The organism is Candidatus Parvarchaeota archaeon (genome assembly GCA_016866895.1).
Lineage (GTDB): Archaea > Micrarchaeota > Micrarchaeia > Anstonellales > VGKX01 > VGKX01.
Genome location: VGKX01000021.1, coordinates 1 through 10,957 on the forward strand (window position 1 = coordinate 1; position 10,957 = coordinate 10,957).

10 protein-coding genes are annotated in these 10,957 nt (G+C 50.3%); 7 read left to right on the forward strand and 3 right to left on the reverse strand.

Annotated features, from left to right (window positions below; genetic code table 11):
* The 5 genes from FJZ26_01565 to lpdA all read left to right on the forward strand — a co-directional run.
* Positions 1-476 (forward strand): glycine dehydrogenase (locus FJZ26_01565; protein MBM3229093.1); only part of this gene is annotated, 476 nt, incomplete at its 5' end.
* A gap of 58 nt (positions 477-534) precedes the next feature.
* Positions 535-1,959 carry a glycine dehydrogenase subunit 2 gene (locus FJZ26_01570; protein ID MBM3229094.1) on the forward strand — a complete coding sequence of 475 codons (1,425 nt, stop codon included), beginning with the start codon at positions 535-537 and terminating at the stop codon, positions 1,957-1,959.
* Between the two features lie 99 nt (positions 1,960-2,058).
* Positions 2,059-3,264, forward strand: coding sequence for a lipoyl synthase (gene lipA, locus FJZ26_01575; protein MBM3229095.1), 1,206 nt, complete (start codon positions 2,059-2,061; stop codon positions 3,262-3,264).
* 81 nt (positions 3,265-3,345) lie between these two features.
* Positions 3,346-4,083, forward strand: coding sequence for a lipoate--protein ligase family protein (locus tag FJZ26_01580; protein ID MBM3229096.1), 738 nt, complete (start codon positions 3,346-3,348; stop codon positions 4,081-4,083).
* A gap of 35 nt (positions 4,084-4,118) precedes the next feature.
* A complete protein-coding gene (gene lpdA, locus FJZ26_01585) occupies positions 4,119-5,459 on the forward strand; it encodes a dihydrolipoyl dehydrogenase (protein ID MBM3229097.1) in 1,341 nt (446 codons plus the stop codon).
* Positions 5,460-5,513: 54 nt separating this feature from the next.
* Here lpdA and FJZ26_01590 read toward each other — a convergent pair whose 3' ends face one another.
* Entirely contained in the window at positions 5,514-5,915 is a 402-nt protein-coding gene (locus FJZ26_01590; GenBank protein MBM3229098.1) for a hypothetical protein, read from the reverse strand.
* Between the two features lie 68 nt (positions 5,916-5,983).
* Here FJZ26_01590 and FJZ26_01595 point away from each other — a divergent pair, with 68 nt between their 5' ends.
* A complete protein-coding gene (locus FJZ26_01595; protein MBM3229099.1) occupies positions 5,984-7,183 on the forward strand; it encodes a 4-demethylwyosine synthase TYW1 in 1,200 nt (399 codons plus the stop codon).
* Between the two features lie 96 nt (positions 7,184-7,279).
* Here the strand turns inward: FJZ26_01595 and FJZ26_01600 are convergent, their stop codons facing one another.
* Entirely contained in the window at positions 7,280-8,773 is a 1,494-nt protein-coding gene (locus FJZ26_01600; protein MBM3229100.1) for an AAA family ATPase, read from the reverse strand.
* Positions 8,774-8,840: 67 nt separating this feature from the next.
* Here FJZ26_01600 and FJZ26_01605 point away from each other — a divergent pair, with 67 nt between their 5' ends.
* Positions 8,841-9,473 carry a DUF92 domain-containing protein gene (locus tag FJZ26_01605; protein ID MBM3229101.1) on the forward strand — a complete coding sequence of 211 codons (633 nt, stop codon included), beginning with the start codon at positions 8,841-8,843 and terminating at the stop codon, positions 9,471-9,473.
* 49 nt (positions 9,474-9,522) lie between these two features.
* On the opposite strand, the gene FJZ26_01610 is transcribed toward FJZ26_01605, so the two are convergent.
* A complete protein-coding gene (locus tag FJZ26_01610; protein MBM3229102.1) occupies positions 9,523-10,437 on the reverse strand; it encodes a hypothetical protein in 915 nt (304 codons plus the stop codon).
* Between the last annotated feature and the right edge of the window lie 520 nt (positions 10,438-10,957).

Sequence of the window (10,957 nt, forward strand, 5' to 3'; positions counted from 1 at the left end):
AAAACGAGTTTGTCAAAAAGATGCCTGGGCGCCTGTGCGGCATGAGTGTTGACACCCGCGGGCAGCGTGCATTCATCCTCACCCTTCAGGCCCGCGAGCAGCACATCAAGCGCGAAAAGGCGACAAGCAACATATGCACAAACCAGGGGTTGAACTCCCTTGCAACCGTAATCTACCTGTCGCTTCTTGGCGCGCGTGGCCTGCGAGATGTCGCCCTTCTCTCTATTGACGCTTCGCATACGCTTCAGGCAAAACTTGTGGCTTTGGGATTTGTTCCAGAAAACAAGTCGGCATTTTACAACGAGTTTGTTGTGAAAAGCCCTGTTCCAGTGGAAAATCTCAATTCCGCCCTGCTTGAAAAAGGCATGCTTGGCGGGATTGATTTGGGGGACAATTTATGGCTTTTGTGCTGCACCGAGCTTACGTCAAGTGAAGATATTGAAAAATTCATTGATACGGTGAAATCCCGCCTGTGAATGCAGAATACATGGTCTGTTATACTTATGTTTTCATCTCGGTGCAAACGGTGTAAATATGGTTGTAAAACTTTTGTTCGAACTTAACAGCCAGCCAACTGGGCACGTGCCTTGCGCAAAAGAGGGGACGCTTGAAAAAGCGGCAATTCCTGCGGGCCTTGCAAGGGAAAGCCTGCCGCTTCCAAACCTAAATGAGGTTGATGTTGTCAGGCACTTCACGGCCCTTTCAAGGCAAAACTACGGCGTTGACAACGGGTTTTACCCGCTTGGAAGCTGCACAATGAAGTACAACCCAAAAGTCAATGAAGACATGGCGCGCCTTTCCGGCTTTGCATCGCTTCATCCCCTGTCGCCGGAAAAGTGCTGCCAGGGGGCCTTGGAAATCCTCCACTCGCTTGAAAACTATCTGTGCGAAATCACCGGATTCTCTGCCTTCAGCCTCCAGCCTGCCGCAGGCGCGCACGGCGAGCTTGCCTGCTGCATGATTGCAAAGAAGCATTTTGGCGCCAAGCGCACTCAAGTCATACTTCCAGACAGCTCGCATGGCACGAACCCCGCAAGTGCTGCAATGTGCGGCTTTGAAGTAGTTGAGATAAAAAGCGACGGAGCCGGGGGCATGGACCTTGGGGCGCTTCGTGCAGCCCTAAGCGACAAAACCGCACTTGTGATGATTACCAATCCAAGCACGCTTGGCCTGTTTGACCAGAACATAGGCAAGATAGCGCAGATGGTGCATGAAGCCGGGGCACTGCTGTATTGTGATGGGGCTAACCTGAATGCCATGCTTGGAATCACGCGGCCGGCTGACCAGGGCTTTGACATGATGCACATAAACCTGCACAAGACCTTTTCCACCCCTCATGGGGGCGGCGGTCCAGGCGGCGGGCCCATTGGCGTGACGCGGGAACTTGAAAAATACCTTCCCGTCCCAAGGATTGTGAAAAGCAACGGCACTTACTCGTTGGACTATGCAAAACCGGACTCAATTGGCAAGGTAAAGGCATTCTGGGGGAACTTTGGCGTTGCGCTTCGGGCATATACCTACATAAGAAGCCAGGGGCCTGACTTGCGCAGTGTTTCAGAGTCAGCAGTGCTTTGCGCCAACTACCTTATGCACATTCTCAAGGATTACTACGACCTTCCCTACAATAGGACATGCTGCCATGAATTTGTGCTTTCTGCAAGCAGGCAGATGGAAAATGGCGTGCATGCAATGGACATTGCAAAACGGCTTTTGGACTATGGTTATCACGCACCGACAATCTATTTCCCGCTTATTGTCAAGGAGGCCCTGATGATTGAGCCAAACGAGACTGAAAGCAAGGCAACCCTTGACGAGTTTGCCCAGGTAATGATTCAAATAGCGCAGGAATCAAAGACAAATGCCAAGGTGCTGCACGATGCACCCATCAACACCCCTGTCGGGCGCGTGGACGGCGTTCTTGCTGCAAGAAAGCCAAATCTGCGGTGGGCTGAAAAATAAACGAACTGCACAAAACCAAAAACCAAAACCACACCGTGGGGCTGTCTTGTCTTATTGCTCGCGTCATCGCCATTATAAACTTGCATTAAGGCTGTGTTTATGGAATCAAAGCTGCCGCCATGGCTCAAGATACGCCCGCCAACAGGCGGCGAAATTGTACTTTTCCAAAAAGTGTCATCCGCCCTAGGCGACTTGAAGCTCAATACAATATGCCAGACCGGCAAATGCCCGAATCGGGGCGAGTGCTGGAGCGCAGGCACGGCGACATTTCTTTTGATGGGAAACACCTGCACCAGGCGATGCCATTTTTGCAACTGCCCTACGGCAGCGCGCGCAGAATCGCTTGAGGCAGATGAGCCTGCAAATGTCGTGCTTGCAGTCAGGCGCATGGGCCTGGCGCACGTTGTGCTGACTTGTGTTGCAAGGGACGACCTGCCCGACCAGGGCGCCTCACATATAGCAAAGACGATTAATGCAATAAAAGCCGACAGGCCAAGTGTGACTGTGGAGGCACTCATACCTGATTTTCGCGGAAACGGGCAGTGCCTGTCGCAGGTATTGGAGTCGGGGGTTGATGTACTAAGCCACAACATTGAAGTCGTCCGCCAGCTCCAAAAATCGGTCAGGGACCATAGGGCAGGCTATGAACAATCTCTTGCTGTCCTTGCAAATGCAAAGCGGCTCAAGCCGCAGGTTGTGACAAAATCTGCGCTTATGCTTGGGCTTGGCGAGACGCAGGAACAGATATCCCAGGCAATGGATGATTTGCGCGGCGTTGGGGTTGACATACTGACAATAGGCCAGTATCTTCGTCCAAATACCAAATGCCTTCCAGTAAAAGAATACGTTACCCCTGAAAAATTCGGGCAGCTTGAGAAGATCGGGCTTGGCAAGGGCTTCAAGATGGTTGTTGCAGGCCCTTTTGTCAGAAGCTCTTACAAAGCAGCAGAGGCGTTTGAAAAATCACTGATAGCCCAGAGAAGGGCAGCGGCAGGAACTGGAGGTGGGCTGGCAATGGAAATAAAAACAGGGAAAAGCGTCTTTAAGGCAGGAAAGCTTCTGAAGGTTTTTGTCGAATATGACAACCACATAAGGAAGATAAAAATCACAGGGGATTTTTTCCTCCACCCTGAAGAAAAAATAGTTGAGATAGAGCAGGGCCTTGTGGGGGTTGAGGCAAACCAAGCAGCCGTAAACCAGAGGCTTTCCGTTTTGCTTAAGGGTATAGATGTGTTCGGGTTTGACCAGCTACAGCTGTCGCAGGCCATTGCAGCCTGTTTTGAAGGTGAAAACAAGGCGGGTTGAATCTAAAGCCGAACCATTTGATTATGCAGACGCCAACGCCAATAAAATCAACATAAACCGATTATAATTTGTGTGATAACTATGGAAAACAAACAAATCAGGCTTCTTGAAACCGACTATCACAGTGCATATTGGAACATGGCACTTGACCAGGTTCTGATGGAACAGGCGGCAGCTGGACAGGGGACATTTCCATGCCTGCGGCTTTATCGCTGGAAGCCTCCGGCGGTTTCAATCGGCTATTTTCAGAGGCTGCGTGAAGAGGTCGACGTTGACAAGTGCAGGGAGCTTGGCGTTGACATCGTGAGGAGGGCGACAGGTGGCGGGGCAGTCTTCCACGACGCAGAGCTTACCTATTCGTTTGTGACTAAAATCTATCCTGACAACATTCTTGAGTCCTACAAGCTTGTCTGCGGGGCAATTTTATCGGGCCTTGAAAGCATAGGAATCAAGGGCCAGTTTTCCCCGCTCAACGACCTGGTGCTTGGGGGGAAAAAGTTCTCGGGCAATGCGCAAACAAGGAAAAACGGGGTGATGCTGCAGCACGGCACAATCCTGCTGCAGGTAGATGTTGAAAAAATGTTTTCCCTCCTCAAAGTTCCGGATGAAAAGATGCGCGGCAAGCTGATTTCGTCTGTAAAAGAGCGCGTGACTGGCCTTGACATTCCATACCAGAAGGCATCGCAGGCAGTCAAGGAGGGTTTTTCACTGGCTTTTGGCGCAACGCTTGCAAAAAGCGACGTATCGCTCAAGGAGCTTATGGCAACTGAAAACGCCTCAAAAATTTATTCCAGCCTGCAGTGGCTTGATCGGGTGTAGGCTGCAAAGCAAATCTGTCCTGAAGAGTTGGCGCAATGGCATACGACGTTGTTGTAATTGGAAGCGGCCCGGGAGGCCACATGTGCGCAGTTAGGGCTGCACAGCTTGGGCAGCGCGTTGCGCTTGTTGAGAAAGGAAAAATGGGCGGGGTATGCTCCAACACAGGCTGCATTCCAACAAAAGCGCTTGTTTCGTGTGCGCAGCTTGCGCGCAAGTTAAAAAATCCTGGGCAGTTTGGCATTCGGGCCCCTGCAATCGAATTTGATTTTTCCGCAGCACTTAAGCGCTGCAGGCTTTCTGCAAGCACCGTCAGCCAGGGGGTGAGTCTGCTTCTCAAAAGCCACGGGGTAGAGTGCTTGGAAGGCGAGGCCAGGCTGGAGTCCCCTTCTCAAGTCAGGGTGGGTGAAAGGCTTGTCGAGGCAACAAATATTGTTTTGGCAACCGGCGGGCATCCAATACACCTGCCCGGAGTTTCATATGGGCCGCAAGTCATTACAGGCGAGGAAGTTTCGGCACTTGAGTCATGTCCAAAATCAGTTATCATAATAGGCGGCGGCGTTGAGGGTGTTGAGTATGCCGGCATATTCGCATCCTTTGGAATCGAAGTTACTGTGATTGAGCTTGCCGACAGGCTCATCTGCGCTGCTGATTTGGAGGCAAGCCAGCTTGTTGCAAAAAGCCTTGCCGGACTTGGCGTAAAAATCATGACAAACACTCGCGTAGAAAAAATCGAGGGCACAACAGTCACGCTAAACACTGGGCAGGCAACCAATGCGGATTTGGTTGTCATTGCTATAGGCAAGAAGCCAAACATAGGCGCGGATGTCCTGGGCCTTGGTGTCAGGGCTGACAAAAAAGGCATTATAGTTGACCAACACATGCGCACAAGCATTCCAAATATTTATGCTGTGGGGGACGTTGCTGGCGGCGGTCTTGCGCACGTTGCAAGCGAGCAGGGCGTGATTGCGGCACACAATATCGCAGGGCAGGACTGCTCCTTTGATGGCGTATTCCCCTATTGCATTTTCACTGTGCCAGAGGTTGCCGCAGTGGGTGACATCTCAGGTGTTGGCGCGGCGGTTGGGCGGTTCCCGTTTGCAGCCCTTGGCAGGGCCACTGCATCAGGGGACAGGGTTGGGTTTGCCAAGGTCTTTGTGAAAGACAATCTTGTTGCAGGGGCAGTCATAGCAGGCTCCAATGCAAGCGACCTGATTGCAGAGGCTGCACTTGCAGTAAAAAACAAGGTGCCAGTTGACGTGCTAACAAGCACAATACACGCCCATCCGACCTATGCCGAGGCATTTTTGGAGGCCGTCAGGGATGCAAGCGGCTGCGCGCTTTCCCTGCCGCCAAAAAAATCGGCACCGTTGAAATAATTAATATGCCTTAAACAGACACGGCAAACCGTCGTGTGCTTGTTTTTGTGTTTTTCAGACAAAATCCAGATGGTCCTTTGAGCGCAGCCCAAGCAGCCGCACTCCGCAACCTTTTAACCGCGCCTTGAGAAGCATGTCGTTTGTGCACACTATGCATCCGGCGCTTTTCCTTGCATAATCCACAATCCAATCATCCACTTTCATGCTGCTTTCTATTATTTCAAGAAGACCTTTATTTTTGAGATGCCCTGCATAGGAAATCGCAAGCCTTGCGGCCCTTGAGCTGACTTTTTTTGTTTCCTTTAGTTTTTCAAGCTCTGCAAGCGCCTTGCTTGTTGTGACAAAAACATATTTTCCATCCACAAGCCTTCCAACCTCGCCTGCCACATCAATCCTGAATTGGTATGGGAGCATGAGGACATTTGTGTCAAGGACCACTTTTTTGATTTCAGGCATGGCCTAAATTTGCACAAAAAAGAATATAATCACAAATACCGCCATATAACAAACTCCAAGGTGTTTGCTTGAAAATCATGCTTGAAAAGTCCGACAACCCCACGCTGGATTTAAGCGAAAACCCAGCCCACGCTCCAACTAGCGCTCCATCAATCGCTGATAAAATGGCCGCGCAGATGGTAAAAAAGCAGCAAAGCGCAGGCTACTACTTTGTCGGCTCAAACATGCACGCTGCTGTCAAGGTGTGCATGTGGACAAAAAAATCCATAAGGGGAGAGGCTGCATGCTACAAGGCAAGCTTCTATGGCATCAAAAGCCACCGCTGCGTGCAGATGTCTCCGGCAGTTCCATACTGCAACCACTCCTGCATACACTGCTGGCGCGACACGTCGGCCCATTACTCAGGCTGGCACGGCGGCACAGACCCGCCGGATATTATTGCTTCAGAGTCAATTATGGCGCAAATAAAGCTGCTAAACGGATTTCCCGGAAGCGCAAAAACAGACATGGCCAAGCACAGGGAGTCCTCCGACCCAATCCACGTTGCGATATCCCTTGACGGCGAGCCGACACTTTACGCACATTTGCCCCGGCTTATTCGGGAATACCATGCGCGCGGACTTACCACTTTTCTTGTATCAAACGGCTCAAACCCGCAGGTGCTTGAGAGGCTTGAGCAACAGGGGGCAATGCCAACCCAGCTCTACCTGTCCTTCAACTCGCCCACAAAAGAGGAATACAAAAAAATCGTCGTCCCCCTGATTCCTGATGCCTGGGAAAAGTACTGCCGCTCGCTTGATTACCTGGCACGTGTCGGCAAGGGGGAGGTTGACAAGGCAATGACGCGCACAGTGCTTCGCATGACACTTGCCTTAAACCACAACATGCATGGGATTGAAGGTTATGCAACATTTATCAAACATGCAAAGCCGCACTATGTGGAGGTGAAAGCCTATATGGCACTAGGCAGCTCAAGAAACAGGCTTGGGCCTTCGAGGATGCCAACACATGCGCAAATCAAGGAGTTTGCAGCAAGTCTTGCAAAGGAGTCCGGGTATATCACAACCGCACAACACGCCCTTTCAAGAATTGTGCTTTTGTGCCGCGACGAGGATGCCGTAAAATCGCGCATCCTTAAAGTCTCAAGAAACGGCGGGATAAAAACTTCCAAAGAAGCAATTCCTATCATTGAAGAGCAGGCAAGGCAGGCAATTCAAGCTGGCAAATCGGGGCAAAGGGCAAACCACAGGCCTGCCTGCGGCAGCTGAACTGGTGCAAATATGGAAAAAAAATTAAAATGCATGGCGATTCGTCTTTTTCAAGTTTCTTGAAAGGCTGAAATTCTTCTAATCAGAAAAACTTTTTCAGAAAAAGTCGCTTAATTTTTTTTCCTTCTTCCTTGCGGCAGTGTCAATGGCTTTGGCGGCCTTTGCACCAGCATCCGCCTCCATTTTTTTGCCTGCCGGTTCGATTGAGCCTTCTTCCCCAAGTTTAGCCATTGTTTTCTTTTCAATCTTTTTGGCATTGTCGGATTCTTCGGTTTTCTTCGGTTTTTTCACCAGCGCCTCCTTTTCACCCAAAGATTTCACTGCTTCTGTGCCATCCTCCTTTGTTTTGGTTTCACTCGCTGCGTTTTCTTGGGCTTGTGCTTTTTCAAGAAGTTTTTTTATCGTGCTTTCCGTTGCCTTGCAGATGGTTGCAAGTTCCTCATCCTCGAATCCATACAAACTCTTCACTTCAAGGGGGGATTTTTTGAAAGCGTCTGCAACGAGTGGCAAATACCACGCGGATTCCTTTATGTTGCAGTGCGCCACCCTTGCTATTTTTCTGCTGATCTGCCTTGCAGCGCCAAACTGGGCTGAAAATTTGTATGAAAAAGGCGGACGTTCATACTTGACGAATTTTGCCGTTTGCGCTGTTTTTGAAAGTGCCACACCCGCGCTCATAAGATCTGAAGAATAGCGCAAAAGCACCCAATACTGCCTTTTCCTTATCCTGCCGTCAAACATGTCCGCGCGCGACAAGCACCCAAAAGCCCTTGCCATTGCCTCTATCTCCTGCTCTCCCGCCACCTGCTCCCCGCCATCAAACTCAAGTGGAATGTTCCAGCCAACCCAGGCTTTTACCTCATCATGCTCCTGTCCGGATTGCGAATAAGCGCCTTTCGCCTCTCCGTATGCCCTTGCCTTCATTATTCCCCGTACAGTCTCAAATATGTTTTTTTCCCTGTCCCTTGTCGCCTCGGTGTTTCTTGCCTGCAAGTCGTTTATTGCGCCCCTCATGTCGCCGTTTGCATTCCTTGACACAAGCTCAAGCATTCCATCGTCTGCAGCAAGCCCCTGGGCATCCCTTATCCTCTCCAGAACTTTTCTTATTGAAATGGCGGTTGGCCGCTTTAGCTCCACAACCGTGCAATGGTATTTGAGCTGTGCAACTTTCTTGTCATATGCATCTGTGGCAGTAAGGATGGTTGGCTGGCGGCTGTTTTGCAAAAGTGACGCTATGGCTGCAGTTGCGCCCTTGTCCTGCTGCCACACGCATTCAACGTCGTCAAAAAGTACAAGCCTCCTGCCGCCATCCATCGCAGTTGTGCTTGCGGCAAGCAAAAATCCGCTTTCAATCTGGGCGGCAGAGCGCTTTTGAGAGGCACTTGAGTGCACAAGTTCCCATCCAAATTCCTTTGCCACAAGGCGCGCAAGGCAGGTCTTGCCGCAGGCTGTGGGCCCTACAATCAGGACTGGCTTTTGCCGCCTGCCCCTCTGCCACTCCAGGGCCCATTTTTTCAGCTCATCTACAACCTCCCTGTTCCCAACAAATTCGGAAAATGATTTTGGGCTGTGCTTGTCGGCAAAATCCATGGTTGGAAATTTGCATCCCTAATTTTAAATATGCATTTGCATACATAACAAAGCACGGTCGATTTTCATGAAAGCAGCACTTCTTGATTTCAAAGGGACTGCACTTGCGCTTGCATTCGGGCTTGGCCTGCTTTTGCTTGGAGGCTGGCAATATCTTGCCATGATGCTTGTTTTCCTTTTTGCAAGCGTGGCTGTGACAAAGCACGGATATGAGGAAAAGCGCGAGCTTGGCATTTACGAACATGAGCGCTCCTGGGAAAATGTTCTTGCCAACGGCATTGTTCCTTTCATCTGCGTTGTCTTTCTTCCAATCATTGGCCCGTGGCCCTTCATAGGCTCGCTTGCTGCAATCACTGCAGACAAGTTCGGCTCCGAGCTTGGGGTGCTTTCCGACGACCCGGTTTCCCTTGGCAACTTCAAAAAGGTGAAGCGCGGGGTGTCAGGCGCAATCTCAAAATTCGGCACGCTTATGAGCTTTGACGGGGCGCTTTTGATTGGCGCCTGCTCTTATTTCGTTTTCCCGGGAATCAGCATTTGGAAGGTTCTTGCAATAGCGCTTGTCGGGTTTTTGGGCTGCATTGCAGACTCCCTAATCGGCATACTTGAAGAAAAGGGCATTGGCAACAAGGCAACCACCAATCTTGCCTGCTCGGCAGTCGGGGCGTTTTTTGGATTTTTTGTCCTCACCACTATTGCCTGAAATGCCTGGCCTAATTCCGCAAATCTTCCCGGTTAATCCGTCCGGTTAATCAAAAAGATACAAGAAAAGTGATGAGCTGCCCGCCAAAAAATATGGCCGCCAAAACCCCTGCCAGAATAAACGGCAAATACGGGGGCATTCCAGAATAAATCGGGACCCTGCCAAGGCCTGATTTTTTTATTGCCTCAAGGTTTTTCCTGTCAAGCAATGCGGCAATGCCGAATTTTTTTGCAATTGCGGCAGGGATTTTTTCAACCGCAACAACTTCCTCCACGTCAAGGCTTTGTGCAGGCACCCACTCAATCATGCCGTCTTTTATCTGCCTTCCAAAAAGGCCGAAAAACAGGCACATGCTTGCAATAACAAAGCCAAAGGTTGCAATTACAATACTCTTGTCCCCGCCTCCGGATACCTGTAAAAAAAACGCTGCAAGGCTTGCAGCAAATGTCAGCATGCACACGACAAGTTTGGCTTTCTTGCCATCTTGCATCAAACCCCTGTCCTTTTTGCCCTGTCCGTCTTTCGCAGAGACGGTGCCAAACACGCCATGCGCGACTTTTGCCAGGTAATAAACATACATGACAGCCACAAAGGCAAGCCCCGAGATGAAAAACACCGGCACCACAAAGGGAACCTGTTGCCTGGCTATTGCGTAGCCGTAGTCAAACTCTATAATCTGGGCTGGCACCAGTACTGCTATTGAGCACAGGACATAAACATCTGCAAGTCCAATCTGCCCAAGTCGGTAAATAGAGTAGCCCATCGCCCCTATAACCGCCGCTTGCGCCAGGCCGAAAAAAAACAAATCCGGGCTGAGGAAAAAGATTCCATGCAAAAGGGCAACTGCAAGAAAGGCATGCAACAGCCTTTCGGGTATGTTTTTTTTGTTTGCAATGTCGTAATATGCGCACAAGCCTGTGAATCCGGCTGAAAGAAGCAATCCAAAACCAAGCAAGCTTTCCAATCATAACACCCTTTCAGGCAAAAACAATCTCTGCAATTGCCATTTCATCCAGATAGCCTCAAGGATAATAAATTCAATCCGGGCACAATTAAGTTGCTTTCCCAAGGCACGTTTCCAAAAAAACGTCTTCGACCCCGCTCATAACAAGCCTCCTGCACTGCGCCTTGGACTTTGTAAGGCCTGCAATGCTCGGCCTTGTCCTCCCGCCATCGGAATTCACAAGCTCCTTTATGTATGTCCCGCACTCTGCATAAATTTCCGCAATTATCAATCCCTCCACAACCGAAGACTTTATTGAAATTACCCTCCTTTTCCTCAACAAATCCGGCCTCTTGCCAAGGACGCGTGCTGGGGTTTGCTGGAGTATTTGCCTGCCTTCAAGCGTTTTTATCCCATCCAGGTCCAGGCTTTCCGGTCTCCGTCCAAGGTCTATCCATGCCTTGTAGTGCTTGTCAAACCTCGAATTTTTCAGCACTTGCACAAAACCGCCGTTTACGCAGGCAAGGCCGTGAACTGCAAC

Bases quoted from the DNA above. Each gene is read 5' to 3' on its own strand.
- FJZ26_01570 (MBM3229094.1), top strand. From the start codon at position 535: ATGGTTGTAAAACTTTTGTTCGAACTTAACAGCCAGCCAACTGGGCAC.
- lipA (MBM3229095.1), top strand. From the start codon at position 2,059: ATGGAATCAAAGCTGCCGCCATGGCTCAAGATACGCCCGCCAACAGGC.
- FJZ26_01580 (MBM3229096.1), top strand. From the start codon at position 3,346: ATGGAAAACAAACAAATCAGGCTTCTTGAAACCGACTATCACAGTGCA.
- lpdA (MBM3229097.1), top strand. From the start codon at position 4,119: ATGGCATACGACGTTGTTGTAATTGGAAGCGGCCCGGGAGGCCACATG.
- FJZ26_01590 (MBM3229098.1), bottom strand. From the start codon at position 5,915: ATGCCTGAAATCAAAAAAGTGGTCCTTGACACAAATGTCCTCATGCTC.
- FJZ26_01600 (MBM3229100.1), bottom strand. From the start codon at position 8,773: ATGGATTTTGCCGACAAGCACAGCCCAAAATCATTTTCCGAATTTGTT.
- FJZ26_01605 (MBM3229101.1), top strand. From the start codon at position 8,841: ATGAAAGCAGCACTTCTTGATTTCAAAGGGACTGCACTTGCGCTTGCA.